At 68.4% G+C, this 22,971-nt stretch carries 21 protein-coding genes; 8 read left to right on the top strand and 13 right to left on the bottom strand.

Features of this window, described 5'->3' with window-relative positions:
* Positions 1-71: 71 nt before the first annotated feature.
* Positions 72-1,451, bottom strand: coding sequence for an adenylosuccinate lyase (gene purB, locus KW843_RS21360; RefSeq protein ID WP_057271328.1), 1,380 nt, complete (start codon positions 1,449-1,451; stop codon positions 72-74).
* A 104-nt stretch (positions 1,452-1,555) separates the two neighbouring features.
* Between purB and KW843_RS21355 the strand changes: the two genes are divergently transcribed.
* The 8 genes from KW843_RS21355 (at position 1,556) to KW843_RS21320 (ending at position 9,002) form a co-directional block, all read left to right on the top strand.
* A complete protein-coding gene (locus KW843_RS21355; protein WP_218297153.1) occupies positions 1,556-2,170 on the top strand; it encodes a glutathione S-transferase N-terminal domain-containing protein in 615 nt (204 codons plus the stop codon).
* Between the two features lie 91 nt (positions 2,171-2,261).
* Positions 2,262-2,978 carry a TetR/AcrR family transcriptional regulator gene (locus KW843_RS21350; RefSeq protein WP_218297152.1) on the top strand — a complete coding sequence of 239 codons (717 nt, stop codon included), beginning with the start codon at positions 2,262-2,264 and terminating at the stop codon, positions 2,976-2,978.
* Positions 2,979-3,181: 203 nt separating this feature from the next.
* Complete coding sequence (locus tag KW843_RS21345) at positions 3,182-3,769, top strand: TRAP transporter small permease (RefSeq protein WP_218297151.1); 588 nt, start codon at positions 3,182-3,184, stop codon at positions 3,767-3,769.
* Positions 3,770-3,798: 29 nt separating this feature from the next.
* Positions 3,799-5,079 carry a TRAP transporter large permease gene (locus KW843_RS21340; RefSeq protein ID WP_218297150.1) on the top strand — a complete coding sequence of 427 codons (1,281 nt, stop codon included), beginning with the start codon at positions 3,799-3,801 and terminating at the stop codon, positions 5,077-5,079.
* A gap of 67 nt (positions 5,080-5,146) precedes the next feature.
* The gene (locus KW843_RS21335; protein ID WP_218297149.1) at positions 5,147-6,151 is read left to right on the top strand and encodes a TRAP transporter substrate-binding protein; all 1,005 of its coding nucleotides are present in this window, start codon (positions 5,147-5,149) and stop codon (positions 6,149-6,151) included.
* A gap of 132 nt (positions 6,152-6,283) precedes the next feature.
* Complete coding sequence (locus tag KW843_RS21330) at positions 6,284-7,144, top strand: shikimate dehydrogenase (protein ID WP_218297148.1); 861 nt, start codon at positions 6,284-6,286, stop codon at positions 7,142-7,144.
* Between the two features lie 33 nt (positions 7,145-7,177).
* Positions 7,178-8,077, top strand: a complete 900-nt coding sequence (locus KW843_RS21325; protein ID WP_218297147.1) for a VOC family protein — start codon at positions 7,178-7,180, stop codon at positions 8,075-8,077.
* A 19-nt stretch (positions 8,078-8,096) separates the two neighbouring features.
* Positions 8,097-9,002 carry a sugar phosphate isomerase/epimerase gene (locus KW843_RS21320; protein ID WP_218297146.1) on the top strand — a complete coding sequence of 302 codons (906 nt, stop codon included), beginning with the start codon at positions 8,097-8,099 and terminating at the stop codon, positions 9,000-9,002.
* 22 nt (positions 9,003-9,024) lie between these two features.
* Here the strand turns inward: KW843_RS21320 and KW843_RS21315 are convergent, their stop codons facing one another.
* From KW843_RS21315 to KW843_RS21260, 12 genes are all read right to left on the bottom strand, one after another.
* Complete coding sequence (locus tag KW843_RS21315; protein WP_218297145.1) at positions 9,025-9,483, bottom strand: nuclear transport factor 2 family protein; 459 nt, start codon at positions 9,481-9,483, stop codon at positions 9,025-9,027.
* 5 nt (positions 9,484-9,488) lie between these two features.
* Positions 9,489-10,271, bottom strand: coding sequence for an SDR family oxidoreductase (locus tag KW843_RS21310; RefSeq protein WP_218297144.1), 783 nt, complete (start codon positions 10,269-10,271; stop codon positions 9,489-9,491).
* Positions 10,268-10,810 carry a DUF3833 domain-containing protein gene (locus tag KW843_RS21305; RefSeq protein WP_218297143.1) on the bottom strand — a complete coding sequence of 181 codons (543 nt, stop codon included), beginning with the start codon at positions 10,808-10,810 and terminating at the stop codon, positions 10,268-10,270. Before KW843_RS21305 ends, KW843_RS21310 begins: the two co-directional genes overlap by 4 nt.
* A 35-nt stretch (positions 10,811-10,845) precedes the next feature.
* Entirely contained in the window at positions 10,846-12,144 is a 1,299-nt protein-coding gene (locus KW843_RS21300) for an MFS transporter (RefSeq protein ID WP_218297142.1), read from the bottom strand.
* Positions 12,141-12,650 (bottom strand): chalcone isomerase family protein, encoded by a 510-nt coding sequence (locus KW843_RS21295; protein ID WP_218297225.1) that lies wholly within the window; start codon positions 12,648-12,650, stop codon positions 12,141-12,143. Before KW843_RS21295 ends, KW843_RS21300 begins: the two co-directional genes overlap by 4 nt.
* A gap of 67 nt (positions 12,651-12,717) precedes the next feature.
* Positions 12,718-13,947: a cyclopropane-fatty-acyl-phospholipid synthase family protein gene (locus KW843_RS21290; RefSeq protein WP_218297141.1), complete on the bottom strand. Its 1,230-nt coding sequence runs from the start codon at positions 13,945-13,947 to the stop codon at positions 12,718-12,720.
* 23 nt (positions 13,948-13,970) lie between these two features.
* Positions 13,971-14,765 (bottom strand): DUF1365 domain-containing protein, encoded by a 795-nt coding sequence (locus KW843_RS21285; protein ID WP_218297224.1) that lies wholly within the window; start codon positions 14,763-14,765, stop codon positions 13,971-13,973.
* A gap of 8 nt (positions 14,766-14,773) precedes the next feature.
* Positions 14,774-16,081, bottom strand: a complete 1,308-nt coding sequence (locus KW843_RS21280) for an NAD(P)/FAD-dependent oxidoreductase (RefSeq protein WP_218297140.1) — start codon at positions 16,079-16,081, stop codon at positions 14,774-14,776.
* Between the two features lie 244 nt (positions 16,082-16,325).
* Positions 16,326-16,916: a glutathione peroxidase gene (locus tag KW843_RS21275; protein WP_370628523.1), complete on the bottom strand. Its 591-nt coding sequence runs from the start codon at positions 16,914-16,916 to the stop codon at positions 16,326-16,328.
* A 297-nt stretch (positions 16,917-17,213) separates the two neighbouring features.
* On the bottom strand, positions 17,214-18,419 hold the full coding sequence (locus KW843_RS21270; protein WP_218297139.1) for an HD-GYP domain-containing protein: 1,206 nt from the start codon (positions 18,417-18,419) through the stop codon (positions 17,214-17,216).
* A 93-nt stretch (positions 18,420-18,512) separates the two neighbouring features.
* A complete protein-coding gene (locus KW843_RS21265) occupies positions 18,513-21,632 on the bottom strand; it encodes an efflux RND transporter permease subunit (RefSeq protein WP_218297138.1) in 3,120 nt (1,039 codons plus the stop codon).
* Between the two features lie 12 nt (positions 21,633-21,644).
* Positions 21,645-22,850: an efflux RND transporter periplasmic adaptor subunit gene (locus tag KW843_RS21260; protein WP_218297137.1), complete on the bottom strand. Its 1,206-nt coding sequence runs from the start codon at positions 22,848-22,850 to the stop codon at positions 21,645-21,647.
* Between the last annotated feature and the right edge of the window lie 121 nt (positions 22,851-22,971).

The following is a 22,971-nucleotide window of genomic DNA, read 5'->3' as shown; positions in this document are numbered from 1 at the left end:
ACTACTAAATAGATAGCTGCCAGCGCTTGACAGGCAAGCGCCAGAGGCCAAAAAGGCTGAAAAACCTGAGGTCAGACCCGGCGAGCCAGCTCGGCCGCCTTGCCGACGTAGCTGCCCGGCGTCATCGCCAGCAGCCGGTCCTTTTCGGCCTGGGGGATTTCCAGCGAATGGATCAGCCCGTGCAGCGCCTCGGCCGTCACGGTCTTGCCGCGCGTGACTTCCTTCAGTTTTTCGTAAGCGCCCTGCACACCAAAGCGGCGCATCACCGTCTGGATGGGCTCGGCCAGCACTTCCCACGAGGCGTCCAGGTCTTCGGCCAGGGCCTCTTCGTTCAGCTCCAGCTTGTTCAGGCCGGTCAGCAGCGAGGCATAGGCCAGCGCCGCGTAGCCCAGGGCCACGCCCATGTTGCGCAGCACGGTGCTGTCGGTCAGGTCGCGCTGCCAGCGGCTGATCGGCAGTTTTTCGGACAGGTGCTTGAGCAACGCATTGGCCAGGCCCAGGTTGCCCTCGGCGTTTTCAAAGTCGATGGGGTTGACCTTGTGCGGCATGGTGCTGGAACCGATCTCGCCAGCCTTCAGGCGCTGCTTGAAGTAGCCCAGGCTCACATAGCCCCAGATGTCGCGCGACAGGTCGATGAGGATGGTGTTGGCGCGGGCCACCGCGTCGAACAGCTCGGCCATGTAGTCGTGCGGCTCGATCTGGATGCTGTAAGGCTGGAAGGTCAGGCCCAGGCCCAGCGGCTCGGGGGTTTCGATGACCTTCTTGCTGAAGGCTTCCCAGTCGAAATCGGGCCAGGCGGACAGGTGGGCGTTGTAGTTGCCCACGGCGCCGTTCATCTTACCCATGATCTTGACGGCGGCCACGCGCTCGCAGGCCGTCTGCAGGCGCATGACCACGTTGGCCATCTCCTTGCCCACGGTGGTCGGGCTGGCGGTCTGGCCGTGGGTGCGGCTGAGCATGGGCACGTCGGCGTAGGCGTGCGCCATTTCGCGCAGCTTGAGCACGATGCGGTCCAGGCCCGGCAGCACGACCTGGTCGCGGCCCGAGCGCAGCTGCAGGGCGTGGCTGGTGTTGTTGATGTCTTCGCTGGTGCAGGCAAAGTGGACGAACTCCGAGGCTTTTTCCAGCTCGGGGCGCGCTTCGAACTTGCTCTTGATCCAGTACTCCACGGCCTTCACGTCGTGGTTTGTTGTTTTTTCGATCTCCTTGATGGCCGCGGCGTCAGCCTCGGAGAAGTTCTTGATGAGGCCCAGCAGGTAGGCGCGGGCGCCGGTCGTGAGAGGCTTGAATTCGGCAAAACCAGCGTCCGAGAGGGCGATGAACCAAGCCACTTCCACCTGCACGCGGCGGTGCATGTAGCCATGTTCGCTCATGATCGGGCGCAGGGCGGCAAGTTTGCTGGCGTAACGGCCGTCAAGCGGCGACAGGGCGGTGATGGTGGACAGGCTCATGGCGCGCAATTGTAGGCGCCGCGCGTCAGTCAGCCCCGCGCAGGCCGCTGCCGATAGAATCAAACTCGAATTGTTCTGCTTACCCGCGCACTGGAAGACAAACCATGAAATTGATCGGAGCCTCTGCCAGTCCCTACGTCCGCAAGGTGCGGATCGTGATGGCTGAAAAAAAGCTCGACTACCAGTTCGTACAGGAAAACGTCTGGGCGGACGACACCCATATCTCCAACTCCAACCCGCTGGGCAAGGTGCCCTGCCTGGTGATGGAGGGCGGCGAAGCCGTGTTTGATTCGCGCGTGATCGTGGAATACCTGGACACCCTGTCCCCGGTGGGCAAGCTCATCCCCACCCAGGGCCGCGAACGCGCCGAGGTCAAGACCTGGGAAGCCCTGGCCGATGGCGTGGTGGACGCCGCCATCCTCGCGCGGCTGGAAGCCACCTGGGCCCACCGCAAGGACAGCGAACGCAGCCAGGCCTGGATCGACCGCCAGCTGCGCAAGGTGCACGACAGCCTCAAATCCATGAGCCAGGGCCTGGGCGACAAGCCGTTTTGCAGCGGCATCCACCTGAGCCTGTCCGACATCGCCGTGGGCTGTGCGCTGGGCTGGCTGGAATTCCGCTTTCCGGAGATCGCCTGGCGCAATGAATACCCCAACCTGGGCAAGCTGCTGGACAAGCTGATGCTGCGCCCGAGCTTCGCGGACACCAGGCCCAGCTGAGCCGCCCGCCAGCGGCGCGGGGCCGCACGGCCGGACGCCGCGCGTGGGCTTGCGGCACGGCGTGGCGGGCATGCCGTATGCTACGCAGCTTATGAACGAAATGGTTCAAAACATCCCCAAGGCCCTTGGCGCGCGCGCCAGCCGGCAACGCGCGGCGCGCGACGCCGCCGCCACGCCGGGCGCGGACCGGGTGCGCGTCAACGACCCCGACCGCACCATGGCCAACATCCTGCAGGTGGCCACGGCGGAGTTTGCCGACAAGGGCCTGGCGGGGGCGCGCATCGATGAGATCGCGGCGCTGACCAGCACCAGCAAGCGCATGATCTACTACTACTTCGGTAGCAAGGAAGGCTTGTATGTCGCTGTGCTGGAGGATGCCTACCGGCGCATCCGCCGCATCGAATCGGAACTGCACCTGGAAGACCTGGCGCCCGAGCAGGCGCTGCGCACGCTGGTCGGGTTCACGGTGGACTACCAGCTCGCCAACCCCGATTTCATCCGCCTGGTGATGAATGAAAACATGCACCGGGGCGAGTTCATCAGCCGCTCCACGACCATCCAGGAACTCAACATTCCCGTCATCCACGCGGTGCACAACGTGTACCAGCGCGGCGTGGCTGCCGGCGTCTTCCGCCCCGACGTGGACCCGGTGGACCTGCACATGTCGATCTCGGCGCTGTGCTTCTTCAACGTGGCCAACCGCCATACGTTCGGCGCGATCTTCAAGCGCTCGCTCGACACCCCGGCCGCCACGGCGCAACGCCGGGAATCGATCATCGAGATGATCGTGCGCTTCCTGCGCCCCTGAACCACCGGCGCCGGCGCGCGCCACCACGCCCTCTCCCTCTGAACACGCCGCAGCGCGATGCAGCACCGCGCCGGGGAGCATTGCGTCCCCACGCGGCTGCGGCCGCTACGGCAAAACGGCGTTCAGGGTTTGCACCTAGATCAAATACTAACCAGTTCGTACAAAATTCTTCCAGCCTTTCAACCACAACGACTGGAGACACCATGTTCGCACTGGCCGACCGCGTGCTGCGGGGATACACCCGCGTGCTGGATGCATTGGCGGGCCTGTGCCTGGCCATCATGGTGGTGCTCGTTTTTGGCAATGTGGTGCTGCGCTACACCTTCAACTCCGGCATCACCATCTCCGAAGAGCTGTCGCGCTGGCTGTTCGTGTGGCTGACCTTCATGGGCGCCGTGGTGGCGCTGCGCGAACATGGCCACCTGGGCGTGGACGCCCTGGTCTCGCGCCTGCCCACGCTGGGCAAGAAGATCTGCCTCCTGGTGGCGCAGGTGGCCATGCTCTATGTGTCGTGGCTGCTGCTCACGGGCAGCTGGTCGCAGACGGTCATCAACTGGGAAACCGAAGCCCCCGTGACCGGCGCCTCCGTGGGCATCTTCTACGCCAGCGGCGTGCTCATGGGCGCCTCGGCCATCGCCATCCTGCTGCGCGACCTGCTGCGCACCCTGTTCGTCCCCCTGGCCGACCATGAGCTGATCATGGTGCAGGAGAGCGAGGAGGCCGCCGCGCTGGAGCAGATCCAGCGGGACGCGCAAGCGGCCGCCGACACCCCGGGCGCGAACAGGCCCTGACGACAGACAACCAGCCCGGAACACCTCCCATGACCGTCGCGATCTTCCTCGGCTCCCTGCTGCTGGCCATGGCCATCGGCATTCCCATCGCCTACGCGCTGCTGCTCAGCGGCGTGGCGCTGATGTGGCACCTCGATCTGTTCGATGCGCAGATCCTGGCGCAGAACGTCATCAACGGCGCGGACAGCTTTCCGCTGCTGGCCGTGCCCTTCTTCATGCTCGCGGGCGAGATCATGAACGTGGGCGGCCTGTCCAGGCGCATCGTCAAGCTGGCGCTGGCCCTGGTCGGCCACATCCCTGGCGGGCTGGGCTATGTGGTCATCATGGCGGCGGTGATCCTGTCGGCGGTGTCGGGTTCTGCGGTGGCGGACGCGGCCGCGCTGACCTCGCTGCTGCTGCCCATGATGGTGGTCGCGGGCCACAGCAAGGAGCGCTCGGCCGGACTCATCGCCTCGGCGGGCGTCATCGGCCCCATCATTCCGCCGTCCATCGGCTTCGTGATCTTTGGCGTGGCGGCCAATGTGTCCATCAGCAAGCTGTTCCTCGCGGGCATCTTCCCCGGTCTGCTGCTGGCCGTCTCGCTCGCGGTCACGTGGTGGTGGCTCGGCCGCCGTGAAAACGTCATGCCTCCACCGCGCGCCACCCGCGCCGAACTGAAGGTGGCGCTGCGCGAGGCCGCCTGGGCGCTGGGCCTGCCCATCATCATCCTGGTGGGCCTGCGCATGGGTGTCTTCACGCCCACCGAGGCCGCCGTGGTGGCCGCGATGTATGCGCTCGTCGTCTCCATGGCGGTGTACCGCGAGCTCTCGTGGCGCCAGCTGGTGGGCATCTTCCAGGCGGCCGCGCGAACCAGCGCCGTGATCATGTTCCTGGTGGCCGCCGCCATGGTGTCGGCCTGGCTCATCACCGTGGCCGACCTGCCGTCCAAGGTCATCGGCATGCTCGAACCCTTCATGGGCAACCCCACCCTGCTGCTGGTGGCGATCATGGTGCTGGTCATGGTGGTCGGCACGGCCATGGACATGACGCCGACCATCCTCATCATGACGCCCGTGCTCATGCCGGTGGTGAAGGCCGCAGGCATCGACCCCGTCTACTTCGGCGTGCTGTTCATCATCAACAACTCCATCGGCCTCATCACGCCGCCCGTGGGCACCGTGCTCAACGTGGTGGCGGGCGTCGGGCGCATTTCCATGGGCCAGGTCACGCGCGGCGTGATGCCCTTCATGCTGGCGCAGTTCGTGGTGATGTTCCTGCTGGTCGCGTTCCCCTCGCTCGTCACCGTGCCCCTGCGCTGGCTCGGCGGCTGATTCCCGTGCCCCTCCCGCCTTCCGTTCCTTCCTGTTTCTGCCCCGCCCAAAACCCAAGGAGACATCCATGAAACTCTTGAAGACCCTGCTCGCCACCGCCCTCGTCGCGGCTTCGCTGCTGCCCGGTGCGCATGCCCAGGAACGCACCATCAAGTTCGCGTTCCAGAACCAGAAGGAGCACCCGCAGGCCCAGGGCGCGCAGAAATTCGCCGACCTCGTCGCGGCCAAGACCAGCGGCCGCATCGCGGTCAAGCTTTTTCCCGGCGGCACGCTGGGCGGCGACCTGCAGACCGTCTCGGCGCTGCAAGGCGGCACCGTGGAGATGACGGTGCTCAACGCCGGCATCCTGTCCGCGCAGGCCAAGGAATTCGGCATCTACGACTTCCCGTTCCTGTTCGCCTCGCCCCAGGAGGCCGATGCCGTGACCGACGGCCCCTTCGGCAAGAAGCTGCTCGACAAGCTCGCGGCCAAGAACCTGGTGGGCCTGGGCTACTGGGAACTAGGCTTTCGCAACCTGACCAACAGCAAGCGCCCCATCACCAAGGCCGAGGACATCGCGGGCCTCAAGATCCGCGTGATCCAGTCGCCCATCTACATCGACATGTTCAACGCGCTGGGCGCCAACGCCGTGCCCATGCCGTTCCCCGAGCTGTACACGGCCATGGAGCAAAAGGCCGTGGACGGCCAGGAGAACCCGTTCTCCACCATCCTGTCGTCCAAGTTCGCCGAGGTGCAAAAGCACCTGACCATCACGCGCCACATGTACAACCCGCAGGCGGTCATCGTGAGCAAGAAGTTCTGGGACAGCCTGAACCCCGCCGACCAGAAGGCCGTGACCGAAGCCATGGCCGAGGCCACCGCGTTCCAGCGCAGCGTCTCTCGCTCGCAGGCCGACGTGGCGCTCGAAGAGCTCAAGAAGGCCGGCATGCAGGTCACCGAGTTCTCGCCGGCGGAAGTCGACAAGCTGCGCGCCAAGGTCAAGCCCGTGGTGGAAAAGCACAGCGACAAGGTGGGCGCCGAGACCGTGCAAGAGGTCTATGCCACGCTGGCCAAGCTGCGCGGCGGCAAGTAGGCCATCGCAACGCAGCAGCCACCCCCGCGCTGCGGTGCGGGCACCAACGCCCACACGCCAGCGCGTCCTCCACGCAACCCGCCCATGAGCACCCAGCTCCTTGATCCCCCGGTGTCATCCACCGCATCCGCCATGTCTTCCACAAGCCCCCGCAAGGTGCTGATCGGGCTGATCGGTGCCGGCATCCAGAAGTCGCTGTCTCCCGCCCTGCACGAAGAGGAGGCGCGGCACCACGGCATGCGCCTGCACTACCAGCTGATCGACCTGGACCGCTCGGCGTCTTCTCCCGCCCAGCTGCCCACGCTGCTGTCGGCTGCACGCATCATGGGCTATGCCGGCTGCAACGTGACCTACCCGTGCAAGCAGGCCGTGATCCCCTACCTCGACAGCCTGTCGGAAGAAGCGCAAGCCATGGGGGCCGTGAACACGGTCGTGGTCCACGATGGCAAGCTCGTGGGGCACAACACGGACGGGTCAGGCTGGGCCCGGGGCTTCACCCGTGCGCTGCCGGGCGCCGACCTCGGCCGCGTCGTGCTGCTGGGCGCGGGCGGTGCGGGCGCCGCCATCGCGCATGCCGTGCTGCGCCTGGGTGCACGGCACCTGACCATCGTCGATGCGCAGCCCGAACGGGCCGCGCAACTGGCCGCCGACGTGAATGCGCTCTATGGCCCCCGGGCCGAGGCCGGTGAGATCCACGCGGCCATGGCGCGGGCCACCGGGCTGATCCACGCCACGCCCACGGGCATGGACAAGCTGCCCGGCCTGCCCCTCGATACGGGCCTGCTGCGCCCCGCGCTGTGGGTGTCCGAGGTCGTGTACTTCCCGCTCGACACCGCCCTGGTCCAGGCCGCGCGCGCACTGGGCTGCCGCGTCTCGGACGGGGGCGGCATGGCCGTGGGCCAGGCGGTGGGTGCCTTTGAACTGTTCACCGGCGTGGCGCCCGACGCGGACCGGATGGACGCCCACTTTCGCCGGCTCGTCAGCCCGCGCTGACACCACCGCAACCACACGCAAGGAGTCCAACGCATGAGCACCCCGATGATGGCCGCCCGCGAGGCGCTCGGAGACCTGCCCAACCCCCTGGGACTGCAGGGGGTGGAGTTCATCGAATACGCCACCAGCCGCCCGCAGGCCCTGGGGCAGGCGCTGGAGCGCATGGGCTTCCAGCCGGTGGCGCGCCACCGCTCGCGCGAGGTCCTGCTGTACCGGCAGGGCGACATGAACATCATCGTGAACGCGCACCAGGACGAAGAGCGCACCGGGCCGCACGCGCCGTCGGCCCTGGCGGAAACCCCCGTGCTCGCCGCCATCGCCTTCCGTGTGGGCAACGCAGCCGCCGCCTACCGCCGCGTGCTGGAGCTGGGCGCCTGGGCCGTGCACACCGAGGTCCAGGTGATGGAGCTGAACATTCCCGCCATCCACGGCGTGGGCGCGAGCCGCATCTACTTCGTGGACCGCTGGAAGGAATTCTCGATCTACGAGGTGGATTTCATCCCCATCCCCACCGTGAATCCGCGCCCGCCCGCGCTGCAGGGCCTGCATCTGTTCGGCGTGGTGCAGTACATCGGCCTGGGCAGAGCGCCTGACTGGATCCATTTCTACGGCGAACTGTTCGGCTTCGCCGAGCTGGCGCCCGACCAGTCGTTCGGCGTGCTCACGCATGGCCGCATCCTGGCCAGCCCCTGCGGCACGCTGCACTGGCAACTGATCGAGCCGCTCGTGGATGCGCTCGATGCCGACCCCGAGGAGCTGCTGCAGCGCGTGGCCTTCGGCACACCGGACGTGCTGGCCACGGTGAACGCGCTGCGCGCCCGGGGCGTGGACTTCGTGGAATCCCCCACGGGGGTGCACACGGGCACGCGCGGCGCGCTCACGCGGGCCGATGCCGGCTCGCCCAGCTTCGAGCTGGTTCTCGACGCCCGCTGACCACCGCCCGGAGACTTCGATGCGCACTTCGACCATGCAACGCAACGTCGCCGACTTCGGCATGGACACCATCAGCCTGGCCGGCCCGCTGGAGGCCAAGCTGGCCGCCGTCAAGGCGGCGGGTTTCGGCCAGATCATGCTGGCGGCCCGCGACATCGTGGGCCATCCGCAGGGCATCGAGGCGGCCGCGCATGCCGTGCGCAGCAGCGGCCTGCGCGTGACGGGCTTCCAGGTGCTGCGCGACTTCGAGGGCCTGTCGGGCCACCTGCACAGCTACAAGGTGGACATCGCCAAGCAGATGATCCTGATGGCGCGCGACCTGGGCGCGCCGGTGCTGCTGGCCTGCAGCTCCACGTCATCGCACGCCACCGCCGATGCCGATGCCATCGCGCGCGACCTGCGCAAGCTGGCCCTGCTGGCGCTGCCGCACGGCATCCGCGTGGCGTTTGAAGGGCTCTCGTGGGGACGGCACATCAACGAGGTGCACCAGGCGTGGGCGGCGGTCGAGCAGGCCGATTGCCCCAACCTCGGCCTGGCCATCGACTCGTACCACCAGTTCGCCACCAGCACGCCGCTCACGGCGCTGGCCGACGTGGACCCCGCCAAGATCTATCTGGTGCAGCTCTCGGACTTCATGTGGCAGGAGACCCGCACGGTGCAGGAGCGCATCGACACGGCACGGCACTTCCGCGTGTTCCCCGGCGAGGGCGTGCACAGCCAGGCGCTGGCCGAACTGGTGCGCACGCTCGACGGCATGGGCTACCAGGGCGACTACAGCTTCGAGGTCTTCAACGACGATTACCAGCAGCTGCCGCTGCCCTACGTGGCGCAGCGGGCATGGAACAGCGCCCTGTGGCTGGCCGAAGGCGTGCTGCAGCGCGCGGTGCCGCTGCCGGGGCACCCGCGCATCAAAACGCTGGCGTGATCAATGCGTCAACGGCCAACAATCAACTGTTGGCGCGTTTCTTGAGCCAGCGCATCAGCGCGCCCAGCACCGGCAGCTTTTCATACAGCTCTTCGGCCGCGTCCCAGTAGTCGCGGTGTAGCGCCACCAGGTCCTGGTCATCGAACACCAGGTGCGAGGCGCCGCGCACGGTCTGCGTCACGCCCTTGTCAAAGCCCTTGAAGGCGAACAGGAACTCCCAGGTCAGGAAACACTGCGGGCCCTGCACCACGCGGCCGGTGACCACGAAACGCGGCTGCTCCAGCGCATCGAACATGTGGTCGAAGATGGCCTGGATGGCGGGCAGGCCCCGCACTTCGTTGAACGGGTCCTTGAAGCGCGCATCGGCCGCGTACAGGCGGCCCAGTGCCGCCACGTCGGCCGGGGCCAGGGTCTCGAAGAAGGCCACCACGCGGGTGACGGCTTCTTCGGTGGAGGTTGTGGTGCGAGGTGGCTGCAGCATGGCGCTCAGAGTCCCGTGAACCTGCGGACCGCAGGAAAGTACCACCGATACGGCAACACGCGCAGCAGTTTCATCACCCGCGTGAAGCGCTTGGGGAAGTGGATGTCGAAATGCCCCCGCTCCCAGCCCTGCAAGATGGCCGCCGCCGCCGCCTCGGGCGAGATCAGCGCGGGCATCGTGAAGTCGTTGCCCGCCGTGAGCGGCGTGGCCACGAACCCGGGGTTGATCACGCTCACGCCAAGCCCCAAGCCGTGCAGATCCAGGTACAGCGACTCGGCCAGGTTGATGAGCGCAGCCTTGGTCGGCCCGTAGGCCAGGCTCCTGGGCAGCCCCCGGAACCCCGCCACGCTGCTGACCACGCTCACATGCCCGGGGCGCCCCGCGTGCGCCGCGGCCAGCATGGCGGGCAGCACGGCCGCCAGCACGTGCAGCACGCCGCTGTAGTTGATCTGCCCGTGGCGCAGCATGTCGGCCAGATCCAGGTCGGTGGCGCGCATGTCGCGGTAGGTGCCGGCGCAGTAGCACACCAGTTCGGGCACGCCCCCGGACAGCACCCGTGCGGCGGCGGCCTGCACCTGCGCGGGCTGCGCTATGTCCAGGGGCAGGGCCAGGCTGCCGGGGTGCTGGGCGGCAAAGGCATCGAGCGCATCGCCGCTGCGGGCCGAAACCGTGACCTGCGCACCGCGCGCATGCAGGGCCGACGCCGTGGCGCGCCCGATGCCGCTGGACGCGCCGATCACCCAGGCCCTGCGGCCCTGCCAGTCGCGCAGCGGTGGGTTCAGGCTCATGGCGCGCGCCTGGTGAACGACAGCGTGATCTCGCCCAGGCGCACGCCAAACTTGCTCATGGTGGCGCGGTTGAGCATCACGCGGTCGTCGATGAGAACCATCCAGTCGTCCAGGTCGACGTGGTAGACCGTGCCATCCACCGGCAGGGCCAGCGTGTAGTTCCAGCGGAAGACGTTGCCCCGCGCCTGCCCGTGGGCCGTGCCCACCACGTCGTCGGCGGTGCCGGTGGTACGGCCGTCGGCGTGCTGGGTCAGGCGCCAGATGCGGCGCTGGGTGGTGCCGTCCGAATAGGTGAAGGCCTCGTCGAGCACGCCCTCGTTGCCCTGCCACTGGCAATCCATGACCACGGTGAAGCGTTTGACGATCTGGCCGCTGCGGTCCTGGAAGATGCCCCAGGCGTCGATCTTGCCGTTGAAATACCGGGCCAGGTCCAGCACGGGCTTCTCGCTGGCATAGCCTTCGATGCCCGGGCTGGCGCAGCCGGACAGGGCCACGGGCGCAGCCGCCACGGCGGAAAGGAGGAGGCGTCGTTGCATCATGGGGTGGGCCCTGGGGTCGGTTCGGACAGGTTCATTCAAACAATCGCTGCGCTGCGGGGACGCCGCAGGAGCAGGGCGTAGAGCGCCGCCGCCGCCATCAGCTTGAGCACGCAGGGCAGCACCGCATAGGCGATGCCCAGGGTCTGCAAGCCGCCGTCGCCGCGCGTGCCGGGGGTGTAGCCCAGCCAGCCCAGCAGGGGCAGCGCCAGGCCCGCGGCCAGCGCCAGGTTGAGCTTGGTGGCGAAGTTCCACCAGCCGAAGTACGCGCCTTCGTGCTGGCCGCTGTCGCCCTCGGCCGCGATCACGCCGGCCAGCAGGGCGCCGGGCAGCGCCAGGTCGGTGCCCAGCGCCACGCCCGACAGCGCGCAGACCGCGAGGAAGGGCAGCACATCGCCCACCCCCACGAACGCGGCCCACACAAACACTGCGACCGCCAGCAGCATGCCCGCCAGCCAGGTGCGCGCCAGGCCCCAGCGCGCCACGGCGCGCAGCCACAACGGGATCGACAGCGCGGCGCAGACGAAGTAGGCCGCGAGGAACAGGGGCTCCTGGGCGGGTGGAGCCTGCAGGCGGTCCTGGATGAAGAACAGCACCAGCGTGGCCGGGATGGCGCTGGCAATGCCGTTGATCATGAACACCGCCAGCAGGCGGCGGAATGCGGGGCGCCCCCACGGCTGCCACAGGCTGGCGCGCCGCGACGGGCGATACCCGCCCGCCGCGGCGCCACCCGCATGCGCCGGGGGGCGCGGCGCGCGCGTCCAGGCCCACCAGCCCAGCAGCAAGGCCATGGCAAACACGCCGAGCATGACCGGCAGCCCCAGCAGCGCGGGCAGCACCGAGGCCAGCACCACGCCCGCCAGCGCGGCGCCTTCGCGCCATGCCACGATGCGGCCGCGCTGCAGTTCGTCGCCGCCCAGGCGCGCGCCCCACGCCTGGTGCGCAATGCCCAGCTGGCTGTAGGCCGTGTAGGTGATGAGCAGCGCCACCAGGGCCCAGGCGGTCAGCCCATCGGCCCCGCGCACCAGCGGAAAGAACAGGCCGGTCAGCCCCAGTGCGAGCACCATGGCCGACACCGCGCCCGCCGCCAGCACGGCACGCACCGAGCGGCCGAACAGGTGGTCGCAGAGGCGGCCCAGCAGCGGGTCCGACACCGCATCGAACAACCGCGCCGCCAGCAGCACCGAGCCCAGCGTGGCCAGCGGCATGCCGAACTCGCGGGCATAGTGGTTGGGCAGCAGCACGTACAGCGGCAGCGCCACAAACGCCAGGGGCAGGCCCAGCAGCCCATAGGCCAGGCCGTGGCGGGCGCGCAGGGGCTGGGTGGTGCGGGTCATGGCTGCCCCATGGCGCGGGTCGCGGCCAGCAGTTCCTGGCGCAGCCTGGGTTCGGAAGTCTGGGGCGAGAGCCAGATGCCGAAGAACAGGCGCGAGAACTCGGCATCGGGCACCTCGCCCACCACGCGCCCGGCCATCCTGAACACCGCCCCCACGCCCGGCTGGTGAATGCCCAGAAGGCGGTCGCCCGCCTTCACGTCCGGCAGCGCCGCCTGCAGCGCCTGCTGCCAGCGCGCGGCCTGCTGGGGCGTGAAGCTGCCCACGCGGCGCATTTCCTCGATGGAGCGCCTGGCGATGGCCTCCGCCGTGAAGTCGCGGTGGTAGGTCAGCTCCAGCGCCAGCGGCTGGGCGCCGTAGTTCTCGGCGTCAAAGCCCGGCTGCACCCACAGGCGTGCGCGGTAGACCTCGAAACCCAGGAACCGGAGCACGCCCTGGCCCGCCAGGCGCACGCCGGACAGCGGCGCCGCCGTGGCCTGGGCCGCCCCTGCCCCTTGCGCCACAGCCATGCTGGAATGAAAAACGGCTGCAGCGCAGATAAAACACGCGGTGGCAGCTATATTTTTCATAGCAATCTCAATCCTTGGCCAGCGTGTACTGCACCAGGTCGATGTTGCTCATCGCAAACGCCGCCTCGCAGTACGCCAGGTAGAACTCCCAGATGTGCAGGAAGCGCTGGTCGAACCCCAGCTGCAGGATCTGCGTGCGCTGGGCCACGAAGCGGTCACGCCAGCGCCTGAGCGTTTCGGCATAGTCCTGGCCAAAGGCGAACTCGTCCACCACGCGCAGGCCCGCGGCCTCGGCCTCGCGGCGGAACTCGCGCGGGCACGGCAGGCAGCCGCCCGGGAAGATGTACTGCTGGATGAAGTCTGTGGAGCTGATGTAGCGCTCGAACAGGCTGTCGTCGATGACGATGCTCTGGATGCAGGCCTTGCCACCGGGCTTGAGCAGGCGGTTCACCGACTGGAAGTAGGTGGGCCAGTACTCGCGGCCCACGGCCTCGACCATCTCGATGGAGCAGATGGCGTCGTAGGGGCCATCGTGGATGTCGCGGTAGTCCTGCAGCCGCAAATCGGCCCGGTGCTCCACCCCCTGCCCCGCCATGCGCCCTTGCGCGAAGGCCAGTTGCTCGGTGGACAGGGTCACACCGGTCAGCGATGCGCCGAACTCGGTGGCCGCCATCTCGGCGAGCGCCCCCCAGCCGCAGCCGATCTCGAGCACGCGGTGCCCCGGCCGCACCCCCGCCTGGCTCAGGGCGCGGCGCACCTTGGCATGCTGGGCCTTGCGCATGTCGCCGCCCGCATCGCCTTCGAACCAGGCGGACGAGTAATTCATCGTGTCGTCCAGCCACAGCGCGTAGAACGCATTGCCCAGGTCGTAGTGCGCGTGGATGTTCTTCTGGCTGTTGGCGCGCGTGTTGCGGTTGAGCAGGTGCTTGATGCGGTACAGCAGGCGTCCGGCCCAGCTTCCATAGATCACGCCTTCCACCTGCTGGCGGTTGGCGATGAAGAGCTTGATCAGGTCGGTGAGGTGCGGCGTGGTCCAGTCCCCCGCGATGTAGCTCTCGGCGAAGCCGATGTCCCCCGACCTGAGCGCCGCGCTGCACACGTTCCAGTTCCTGAGCGTGATGGCCGCCGAGAGGCCGCCCCCCTGGCCGAAGTGCTGCAGCGTGCCGTCCGGCAGTTGCACCGTGAGGTTGCCATGCTGCAGCCCCTGCAGGAGCCGAAGGGCCGTGCGCGCGGCGGCCGGCGTGCCGGCGGGCAGGGTGGCGTGCAGGGCGGCGCCGGTGGTCGTGGTCGTGTTCATGGCGGTCTCGTCGGGCTGTGGGGTCAACGGGTCACGATGGAGGCAGGGGCCTCGGGCTTGCGGTGAAAGCGCACGCGCTTGAGCCACAGCCGCAAGGCCTGCCAGTGGATGCGGGCGATGACGGCCAGCGTCATGGCCGGATAGCCCCACAGGGCCCGGCGCAGCGTCTGCCCCGTGATGGGGTGCAGGGTGCCGCTCACGCTGGTCTCGATCAGCGGTCCGGCGTCGTCGTCGTCGTAGTCGATGCGCGCCACGGTGCGGCCCGCATCGGCGGGCCCGCCCGCCGTGCGCAGGAAGCGAAAGCGGTAGCCCCCGCCCACCTCGCAGAAGGGCGAGACATGGAACACCTTGCGCGCCCGCAGTTCCACGCCGTAGCGGGGCGCGTCCAGCAGGTAGCAGTGCCGCTCGCCAAAGGTGTTGTTCACTTCCACCACGATGGCGCGCAGGCTGGCGTCGGCGCGGTGGCAGTACCAGAAGCTCACGGGTTTGAAGGTGTAGCCCAGCACGCGCGGGTAGCAGTGCAGCCAGACTTCGCCGGTGGCGTCGGCAATGCCTTCGGCGCGCAGCAGCTCGTCCAGCCAGGCCAGCGCCCCCCCCTGCGCGGCGCTGCGGCCGTCGCCATGGTCCGTGTCGTGAAAGCTGATGGCGCCGCGCCGGTTCACGGCCAGCGGGCCCGGCGCTGCGGCGCCCATGCTGCGCAGGGGCAGCAGGAGAAAGAACGTGGGGTAGGCAAACGCATGCCGCCGGGGCCGCAGCCGCGCATGGCGCACCTGGCCAAAGCCGATCAGCGGCTGCGGGGCCTCGGGAGCGGTGCCCATGCCGATGTTCATGCGGCCTCCGCCAGGGGAGCGGGCTGGCGGGCCAGCACCTGTTCGGCCACGGCGAGCCCGGACTTCAGTCCGTCTTCGTGGAACCCGTAGCCCGTCCACGCCCCGCAGAACCAGGTGTGCCCATGGCCCTGGATCTCGGCCACCTGCCGCTGCGCGCGAATGGCGGCCAGGTCGAACACCGGGTGGGCGTAGTCGTAGCTGCCGATCACCTGGTCGGGCGCGATCTCGCGCACGGGGTTGAGCGAGACGACCACGGGCTGCGCGAAGGGCACGGGCTGCAGCTGGTTGATGAGGTAGTGCAGGCACACGCGCGCCGATTCGCGGCCGGGCTGCGCGGCGCGCTCATAGTTCCACGCGGCCCAGGCGGCGCGGCGCGCGGGCAGCACCGCGGTGTCGGTATGCAGCACCGCGCGGTTGGCCTGGTAGCGGATGGCGCCCAGCACGGCGCGTTCCTGCGGCGTGGGCCGCGCGAGCAGCGCCAGCGCCTGGTCCGAATGCGTGGCCACGACGACCTGGTCGAAATGCCCGGTGCCGCCATCGGTCACCACCCGCACGCCGGCCGCATCGCGCTCGATGCGGCGCACGGGGGTCGACAGGCGCGTGTCCGCGATACCGGCCACGATCTTGTCCACATAGTGGCGCGCGCCCCCCGCGACCGTCCACCACTGCGGACGGTCGCTCACCTGGAGGAGGCCATGGTTGTGGCAGAACCGGATCAGGGTGGCCACCGGAAACTGCAGCATCTGGTCGGTCGGGCAGCTCCAGATGCAGCCCAGCATGGGCAGGAAGTACCAGTCGCGGAAGGCATCGCCAAAGCGGTGCTCGCGCAGGAAGTCGCCCAGGGGCTGCATGAGCGCCGCATAGGCCCCGGCCTCGGCGATGCGGGTGCACAGGCGGTTGAACCGCAACAGGTCCGCCAGCATGCCCAGAAAGCGCGGGCTGACCAGGTTGGCGCGCTGCGCGAAGACGGTGCCCAGGTTCGTGCCGCTCCACTCCAGCGGCCGGCCGCCCCGGGCCCCGGGCACCTGCACCGAGAACGACATGTCGGACCGGCACGTCTGCACGCCCAGTTCGGCCAGCAGGCGGATCAGCTGCGGATAGGTGCGTTCGTTGAAGACGAGAAAACCGGTGTCCACGCCCTGCGTGACCAGCCGGCCGCTGGCATCCCGCAGCGTGACATCCACGGTGTGGGTGTGGCCGCCAAAGTGGTCGCCGGCCTCATACAGGGTGATGTGCGCCTGGCCACGCAGCCGGTGCGCGGCCGCCAGTCCGGAGATGCCGGAGCCGATGATGGCGATTTTCATGGCCGGCCCCCTCTGGCCGGTGCCTGAAATAAAAAGGTTGCGAAGCGTCCCGAAACGAATAAGAGAGGGAGGGAGGAGAAGCGCTCCAGGAGGTCAGTCGGAACCCGGGGGCCCGAAAGGCTTCGCAACACTAAAACTGTACGCCACGCAATCGCAGCGTGCAGGGAATAGAGTGGGGCCCTCGCGCGGAAGTTCCAGGCCCCGCGCCGGTTTTTTTTAAAGAAACGTAAAGAAAACATTGCAATCACCGTGGAGCGGCAACAGCGAGTTGCTGTTCGATGGCGCGCACCAGGCCCTTGCTGTCAGGGGCGGTGAGGCTGGAGTACTGGTCGACCAGCTTGCCGTCGCGGCCCAGCAGGTATTTGTGGAAGTTCCAGCGCGGCGCGGTGCCCGACAGCTGTGCCAGCTGGCGAAACAGCGGCGAGGCGTCCGAGCCCTTCACGCTGCTCTTGGCGAACATCGGGAATTTCACGCCGAAGGTGTTCTCGCAGAAGTCCGCGATCTGCTGGTTGCTGCCGCTCTCCTGCGAAAAGTCGTTGGACGGAAAGCCCAGCACGACGAGGCCCTTGTCCCTGTACCGGGCATACAGCTCCTCGAGCCCCTTGTACTGGCCGGTGAAGCCGCAGAAGCTGGCGGTATTGACCACCAGCACGACCTTTCCGCTGTACTGGCACAGCGACTGCGGCTTTTCATCCTGCAGCCGTGCAAAGGTGTGCTGCAAGGTGGCCGGGCAGCTTTCCGCGTCCGCCGCCCACGCGCGAGGGGCAAGCCCGGCGGCCATCGCGAGGACAAGAAGGCCCGTGGCCGGAAAAAGGCGTCTGGAAGAGGTTTTCATAGGACTCATAGCGCAGTGGTGTGGGCAATTTAACCATTCCATCATTTTTTGTCCACATGAGTTTTTATTTGTACTCATTGGTATACGTCGATGGATGGCCACTGGATTCAGATTCCCGGCAGCGGGAAGGGGTATTGCGTGGCGCACGGCCAGACGGGCATCGGATGCAAGCCGGATGCCGGGCATCAGCCCCCGTGGGAGCGTTGAAAAACGGGCCAGGGAGTGCCCATGGCGGCCACACCGGGCGAGGGGGCGTTCACCCGCATCGGGTGCGGCCCCGCTGCGGGGCCGAAAAGATCAGCCCAGGTTGAGCAGGCGGTCGAGCGGGAGCTTGACCCGCACGTCCTTGAAGGCGACCACGCCCGTGACTTTCCAGGGCGGCATGCCGGTGTCGCGGGGAATCGGCTCGCCCGTGGGCATGCCGTCCCGGTTGGTCACCACCGCTACCTTGGGCGTGGTGGCCGTCGTACCCCGGCGGATGACGACACCCACCTCCTGGCTGGCCAACCGCACAAAGGCCCCTGGCGGATACACGCCCAGCGTCTTGACGAGCGCTGCACCGGCCTCGTCCACCTGGTGCTCCTCATCGTAGTAGCTCGCCTGCATGGCGGCCGTGACCGGCATGGGCCAGCGGGCCGCGCGGGGCGCCATGCGGGCGCCAAAGATATCGGCGCGCTGGATCAGCCGGGCCATCTGCTGGGCTTCCGTCTTCTTGGCCAGCGGGCCAGGCGTGCGGTGGTGGTGGCAGCGCACGGCCTCCAGCCATGCGGTGTCGGCCACGCCCAGCGAGCGCAGCAGCGCCTCGGACCGTGATGCGTGGTCTTCCACGGCCGCGATCTGCTGGGCAGTCAGGGGGTGGGTCTGCTGGGCCAGCTGGTCCTGCAGTTCGGTCATGGCGATGTTCATGGACAAGGCCGCATGCCCGAGCTGCTGCACCCGGCCCTCGGGCCAGCGCAGCATCTCGCGCGCGACCACCATGCACACGCAGGCCACCAGCATGGAGTGGGTGGCGCTGTACATGCGGGTTTCCTGGGCCGACAGGTAGATCAGGGCCAGCAGGGTGACATCGGGCGTCTGCTCACAGTGGCGCGAGAGTTCGTCGTGCAGCGCCTGGAAGCGCCCGCCAAAGTCCGACGGGGACGGCGCGCGCAGCAGTTGCGTGGCGCGCAGCTGCAGCTCGGGCCAGTCGGGCAGGGCCCGGCCTCCGCGCCCGCGCCCCGCCGGGTCGTCGGCCGCCGTCATCTGCATGGCGGCGATCTCGCCCAGGTTGGTGTCCGCGATCAGCATGCGCTGCAGCTGCGCCAGGTAGGCGCGGTGGCTGTCGCCGGATTCATCGGTGTCCACGCACAGCTGGCGGCCCCGCGCCACCATCTTGGCCAGCTCGTCCCGGGTGCGGATGACATAGCCCTTTTGCGCCAGCAGCACGCCATCAGCCCCCCGCAGCACGAAGGGCAGCGGGTGGCCAAGCTGAATGGATTCGATGTTCAGGCTGACGAGGTTCATGGTGCTCGTTACATTATCTAACGACTGGCGCGCCACCAAACCCTGGTCAACCCGGGTGATTGCCCGGTTGTTCGGGCAACCACCACCGGGCCATCACGGTGCGGGCGGCGAGGCGGGCACCGGGGGCAGCGCCGGGGCGGCGGGCGCGTGGTGCGCCCCCCGCAGCCGGCGCACCAGGCGCCCGAACCGCTGGCCCAGATCATCCACCCCGGTGAAGACGGCGGGGATGACCAGCAGGCTCAGCAGCGTGGACGTGATGAGCCCCCCGATCACCGCCACCGCCATCGGCGAGCGGAAGCTCGCGTCGGCCGCGCCGATGCCGATGGCAATGGGCAGCATGCCCGCGCCCATGGCCAGCGTGGTCATGATGATGGGGCGCGCGCGCTTGTGGCACGCGTCGATCAGCGCCTCGAAGCGCGTCATGCCGTGCTCGCGCCGCGCCAGGATGGCGTACTCGACCAGCAGGATGGAATTCTTGGTGGCGATGCCCATGAGCATGATGAGCCCGATGAGCGAGGGCATCGAGAAGCTCTTTTGCGCGATCAAGAGGCCCACGAACGCGCCGCCCAGCGACAGCGGCAGCGCCGCCAGGATGGTCACCGGGTGCAGGAAGTCCTTGAACAGCAGCACCAGCACGATGTAGATGCACAGCACGCCCGTGAGCATGGCCAGGCCGAAGCTGGCGAACAGCTCGCCCATCATCTCCGCGTCGCCGATGGTAATCTGGCGCACGCCCGGCGGCAGGTTCTTGATGGAGGGCAGCGCCTCCACGGCCTTGGTCACGTCACCCAGCGGCTGGCCCGACAGCTCGATCTCGAAGTTCACATTGCGTGCGCGGTCGTAGCGGTCCACCACGGCCGGGCCGCCGCTGAATTCGAGCGTGGCCACCTGGCCCAGCATCACCGGGCCCTTGGCGCCCGGCACCGCCAGGCGCTCCAGCAGCGACAGGTCCTTGCGGGCGTCATCCTGCAGCTTCACGACGATGGGCACCTGCCGCGACGCGAGGTTGAGCTTGGGCAGCGACACGTCGTAGTCGCCCATGGTGGCGATGCGCAGGGTCTCGGCGATGGCGCTGCTGGTCACCCCCAGGTCGGCGGCCCGGGCGAAGTCCGGGCGCACCGCGATCTCGGAGCGCACCAGGCTGGCGGTGGACGAGATGCTGCCCAGGCCCGGGATGGTGCGCAGGTCCTTCTCGACCGCCAGCGCGGCCGTGGTCAGCGCCTGCGGATCGTCGCCCGAGAGCACCAGCACGTACTTCTCGCCCGATCCGCCCAGGCCCACCTTGCTGCGCACGCCGGGCAGGGTTTCGAGGGCCGTGCGGATCTTGTTCTCGATGCCCTGCTTGCGCGGCCGCTCGCCGCGCTCGGCCAGCAGGATGGTCAGCGTGGCCTTGCGGGTCTCGGCATTGGCCCCGCCCATGAAGGGGTCCGCCCCCGCGGAGCCACCGCCGATGGTGGTGTACACGCTCTGCACGTGCTCCACCTTGGCGATGCGCTCGCGCGCATCCTCGGCCACGGCGCGGGTCTGCGCGAGCGTGGCGCCGGGCGGCAGCTCCAGGTACACCTGGGTCTGCGAGTTGTCGTCCGGCGGGATGAAGCCGGTGGGCAGCAGCGGGATCAGCGCGAGCGAGCCGATGAAGAACGCCGCCGTGGCGATGAAGGTGATCCAGCGGTGCCTGATGCACCAGGCCGCCCAGCGCAGGTACACGGTCATCCAGCGCGGGTCCTGGTGCTTGTCCACGATGGGTTTGAGGATGTAGGCCGCCATCATGGGCGTGAGCACGCGGGCCACCACCAGGCTGGCGAACACGGCCAGCGACGCGGTCCAGCCAAACTGCTTGAAGAACTTGCCCGCGATGCCGCTCATGAAGGCCGTGGGCAGGAACACCGCGATCAGCGTGAAGGTGGTGGCCACCACCGCCAAACCGATCTCGTCGGCCGCCTCCATGGCCGCCTGGTAGGGCGTCTTGCCCATGCGCAGGTGGCGCACGATGTTCTCCACCTCCACGATGGCATCGTCCACCAGGATGCCCACCACCAGCGACATCGCCAGCAGCGTGATCACGTTGATGGAAAAGCCCAGCAGGTGCATGCCGATGAACGCCGGGATCACCGACAGCGGCAGCGCCACGGCTGAGACGAACGTGGCGCGCCAGTCGCGCAGGAACAGCCACACCACCAGCACGGCCAGCAGCGCGCCTTCGTACAGCAGGTGCATGGAGCCGTCGTATTCCTCCTGCACGGGCTGCACGAAGTTGAAGGCCTCGGTGATCTCCAGGTCGGGGTGCTGCGCGCGCATCTCTTTGAGCGCGGCCTGCACGGCCCCGCCCACCTCGATCTCGCTCGCACCCTTGCTGCGCGCCACCTCGAAGCCCACCACGGGCTTGCCGTTGAGCAGGGCCAGCGCGCGCGGCTCGGCAATCGTGTCCGACACCGTGGCGACCTGATCGAGCCGCACGTGGCGGCCGTCCGACAGCGACAGCGTGAGGCTGGAAAGCTCCTGGGCCGACTGCACCGTGGCCAGCGTGCGCACGGGCTGCTCGCTGCCGCCCAGGTCGGTGCGGCCGCCGGCGCTCTCGGTCTGCACCAGGCGCAGCTGGCGCGACACGTCGGCCGCCGAGGCGTTGAGCGCCTGCAGCTTCACCGGGTCCAGCGCCACATGCACCTCGCGCTGAACACCGCCCACGCGGTTGACCGCGCCCACGCCGCGCACGGTGAGCAGCTTCTTGGCCACGGCATCGTCCACGAACCACGACAGCGCCTCGCTGTCCATGCGGCTCGAGGCGATGGTGAAGGCCAGCACGGGCTGCGCGGCCAGGTCCATCTTGGTCACGATGGGGTCGCGCACGTCGCCGGGCAGGTCGCCGCGCACCCGCGCCACGGCCGAGCGCACATCGTCGAGCGCCTCCTGCGTGGGCTTTTCCAGCCGGAACTCGGCCGTGATGGTGGCGCCGCCGTCCTGCACCTTGGTGTAGATGTGCTTCAAGTCCTGCAGCGTGGCGATGCTGTTCTCGATCTTGCGCGCCACGTCGTTTTCCAGCTGCGCGGGCGATGCGCCCGGCAGCGCCACGGTCACGGAGATCGTGGGCAGGTCGATGTCCGGAAAGTTCTGCACCTTCATCGCGTTGAACGACAGCAGGCCGCCGAAGGTCAGCAGCACGAACAGCATCAGCGCCGGTATCGGGTTCTTGATGGACCAGGTGGATACATTCATGGAGAACGCTCCTTATTTGATAGCTACCAGCGCTTGATCAACCTGCGCCACAGGCACTTTTTGTTTGAATTCCTGCAGGGAGGAGGTGCTGCCGCTCGCCGGCGGCGCGCCGACCACACGCACCAGGTCCCCGTCATTCAGGAAGCCCGCGCCGCGCACGGCGACGGAGGCATTCGCGTCCAGGCCCGAGAGCACTTCCACCCGGTCGGCCACGCGGCGCCCCGTCTGCACCTTGCGCTGCTGCACGCGCTGCTCGGCGCCCACCACGAACACGTACGAGAACCCGTCGCGCACCACCAGCGCCTCTTGCGGCACCGTGAGCGCATCGCTCTGCCCCAGCGCGAACTCGCCGCGCGCGAACATCCCGGCGCGGAAATCGCTGTTCGCCGGCAAATCGACATACACCAGCGCATTGCGGGTTTGCGGGTCCACCGTGGGTGCCACCATGCGCACGGTGCCTTCGGCCGCCGCGCCGCTGGCCGCGGTCACGCTGACCTTGGCGCCCGGCGCGATGCGGCGCAGCTCGGTGGACGTGACTTCGGCGCGCCATTCGAGGCGCCCCTTGCGCACCATGCGGAACAGCTCCGTGCCCGCGCCCACCACCGCGCCCACCGTGGCCGTGCGGGCCGAGATCACGCCGCTGTCGGGTGCCACCACCTGCGTGTACTTCAGGCGCAGCTGCTGCGCGTTCAGCGTGGCCTTGGCGGCCTCCACCCGGGCCTGCGCCGTCTTCTCGGCGGTGGTGTACTGCTGGATCTGCTGCTGGCTCAGGGCACCCGTGGCCTGCAGCGAGCGGGCGCGGTCGGCATTGGCGGCGGCCTCGGCCGCGTTGGCCTGGGCTTCGAGCAGGCTGGCGCGCATCTGCGCCACGTCGGCCTGCACCGTTTCGGCCGAGAAGGTGGCGAGCACCTGGCCGGCCTTGACCACGTCACCCACATTCACCCGCACATCGGTCAGGCGCAGTCCATTGCTTTCGGCGCCGATGCTGGCTTCCTGCCAGGCAGCGACGTTGCCGTTGGCCGCCAGGCGCAAGGGCACCGACGTCCGCTGGGGCTGCGCCGTGCTCACCGTGAGCGCGGGGCGGGGCTGGCCCGCCTTGGGCTCGTCGGCGGCGCGCGATGCGCTGGAGAAAACCAGGGCGCCGCCGGTGGCCAGCACGCAGGCAGCAATCACGGCGAAGGCCGTCGGAGAGAACTTGAAGGAAGAGAAATTTTGCATTTGCTTTCGTCCTGAAGAATTCATATCAACTTTCCACGGCGCTACGCGCCACTCGCACGGGATGAAACTGGCGCGGCGCAGGCCAGTGCCCCCGCGCAAGGGCCGCCGCGCCGCGCCGGGG

This window comes from Acidovorax sp. sif1233, from assembly GCF_019218755.1.
In the GTDB taxonomy this organism is placed as follows: domain Bacteria; phylum Pseudomonadota; class Gammaproteobacteria; order Burkholderiales; family Burkholderiaceae_C; genus Acidovorax.
The sequence above is the reverse complement of the archived record's forward strand: the minus strand, read 5'-3'. Positions and strand labels throughout refer to the sequence as shown.

Coding starts and splice junctions, on each gene's coding strand:
- purB (WP_057271328.1), bottom strand. CDS start 1,451: ATGAGCCTGTCCACCATCACCGCCCTGTCGCCGCTTGACGGCCGTTAC.
- KW843_RS21355 (WP_218297153.1), top strand. CDS start 1,556: ATGAAATTGATCGGAGCCTCTGCCAGTCCCTACGTCCGCAAGGTGCGG.
- KW843_RS21350 (WP_218297152.1), top strand. CDS start 2,262: ATGAACGAAATGGTTCAAAACATCCCCAAGGCCCTTGGCGCGCGCGCC.
- KW843_RS21345 (WP_218297151.1), top strand. CDS start 3,182: ATGTTCGCACTGGCCGACCGCGTGCTGCGGGGATACACCCGCGTGCTG.
- KW843_RS21340 (WP_218297150.1), top strand. CDS start 3,799: ATGACCGTCGCGATCTTCCTCGGCTCCCTGCTGCTGGCCATGGCCATC.
- KW843_RS21335 (WP_218297149.1), top strand. CDS start 5,147: ATGAAACTCTTGAAGACCCTGCTCGCCACCGCCCTCGTCGCGGCTTCG.
- KW843_RS21330 (WP_218297148.1), top strand. CDS start 6,284: ATGTCTTCCACAAGCCCCCGCAAGGTGCTGATCGGGCTGATCGGTGCC.
- KW843_RS21325 (WP_218297147.1), top strand. CDS start 7,178: ATGAGCACCCCGATGATGGCCGCCCGCGAGGCGCTCGGAGACCTGCCC.
- KW843_RS21320 (WP_218297146.1), top strand. CDS start 8,097: ATGCGCACTTCGACCATGCAACGCAACGTCGCCGACTTCGGCATGGAC.
- KW843_RS21315 (WP_218297145.1), bottom strand. CDS start 9,483: ATGCTGCAGCCACCTCGCACCACAACCTCCACCGAAGAAGCCGTCACC.
- KW843_RS21310 (WP_218297144.1), bottom strand. CDS start 10,271: ATGAGCCTGAACCCACCGCTGCGCGACTGGCAGGGCCGCAGGGCCTGG.
- KW843_RS21305 (WP_218297143.1), bottom strand. CDS start 10,810: ATGATGCAACGACGCCTCCTCCTTTCCGCCGTGGCGGCTGCGCCCGTG.
- KW843_RS21300 (WP_218297142.1), bottom strand. CDS start 12,144: ATGACCCGCACCACCCAGCCCCTGCGCGCCCGCCACGGCCTGGCCTAT.
- KW843_RS21295 (WP_218297225.1), bottom strand. CDS start 12,650: ATGGCTGTGGCGCAAGGGGCAGGGGCGGCCCAGGCCACGGCGGCGCCG.
- KW843_RS21290 (WP_218297141.1), bottom strand. CDS start 13,947: ATGAACACGACCACGACCACCGGCGCCGCCCTGCACGCCACCCTGCCC.
- KW843_RS21285 (WP_218297224.1), bottom strand. CDS start 14,765: ATGGGCACCGCTCCCGAGGCCCCGCAGCCGCTGATCGGCTTTGGCCAG.
- KW843_RS21280 (WP_218297140.1), bottom strand. CDS start 16,081: ATGAAAATCGCCATCATCGGCTCCGGCATCTCCGGACTGGCGGCCGCG.
- KW843_RS21275 (WP_370628523.1), bottom strand. CDS start 16,916: ATGAAAACCTCTTCCAGACGCCTTTTTCCGGCCACGGGCCTTCTTGTC.
- KW843_RS21270 (WP_218297139.1), bottom strand. CDS start 18,419: ATGAACCTCGTCAGCCTGAACATCGAATCCATTCAGCTTGGCCACCCG.
- KW843_RS21265 (WP_218297138.1), bottom strand. CDS start 21,632: ATGAATGTATCCACCTGGTCCATCAAGAACCCGATACCGGCGCTGATG.
- KW843_RS21260 (WP_218297137.1), bottom strand. CDS start 22,850: ATGCAAAATTTCTCTTCCTTCAAGTTCTCTCCGACGGCCTTCGCCGTG.